A 1,005-nucleotide genomic window follows, 5' to 3' on the forward strand; every position below is an offset into this window, starting at 1 on the left:
CGGCTGGGTGGTCCGGCTGCTGCTGCGCGGGTGCCGGGAGCATGTCGTCGAGATGGAGCGGGGCGTCGCGGCCGCGGCGGCCGACCGCGCACAGGCTGTGGACTACGGGCTGCGGATCGTCGCCCAGGAACAGGTGGGCCTGGCGTACGCGGGCTGGGACCGGCTGCTCACCCGGGTCGCGCTGCCCGCCTGGCGGATGGGCCGCTGGCCGTCGCGGCTCAACGCGGGAGTGGTGGCGGCGCTGACCGAGCTGTCCCGCCGGGACCGGCTGGCGGAGGGCTTCGCCGCCCGCCTCGGCGAGCGCCCCGCCTGCGACCTGCTCGAAGAGCCCGGCGCGGTGGACGAAGCCACCTCGCTGCTCGCCGCCCGTCTCTTCCACGGCGGGCCCGCGGAGACCGGCCCGGACTGGTCGCCGGTCCACTGGGGCGACTATCCGGAGGAGGTCGTCGACCGCAAGTGGCGCACCGACGCCGCCCGCCTCCACCGGATCCTGGACGCCCTCCACGTACCTGCGCCGGCCCCGGGACACCCTCCGCCCCCGGACGGCCCCACCCTCACCCGGGTCCTCGCCCACCTGGCCACCCACCCCGCGCCGGGGGAACAGCCGTCCACGTCCGACGGTCCGGCCGGGCCGCTGTCGGGCCCGGCCGGGCCCGAAGAGCAGCAGCCGGCACCCGCCGAGCCCTCCATATCGTTCTCGGGCGCCGCCGGGCCGGGGGAGCCCTCGGTGGCAGGGAAGGGCGACCCGTCTCCGTCCTCCGCTCCGTCGTCCGCGGAGTCCGCCCGGCGCCCGGCTTCCGTTCCGCCCGCGCCGTCGGCCGCAACGGATCCCGGCGCACCCGCCGACCCCGACGGCATCCTGCCCTCCGGCCCCGATGACGTCCTCCCGGACGACGCCGAGGACGACGACGAGGACCTGGCCGGCACCACCCCTCGCGGCGCCGCACTCGCCGCCCGGCTGAGCACCGAGCTGGCGCGTGAGGAGGCGGTGGCTGCGGCGGTGGC

The 1,005-nt window shown here is 78.1% G+C and carries 1 pseudogene; it reads left to right on the forward strand.

The features are described 5' to 3' along the window. Positions 1-1,005: pseudogene (locus B9S61_RS41930) on the forward strand (hypothetical protein); the annotation flags it as partial.

Source organism: Streptomyces sp. SM1 (assembly GCF_002910825.1).
In the GTDB taxonomy this organism is placed as follows: domain Bacteria; phylum Actinomycetota; class Actinomycetes; order Streptomycetales; family Streptomycetaceae; genus Streptomyces; species Streptomyces okerensis.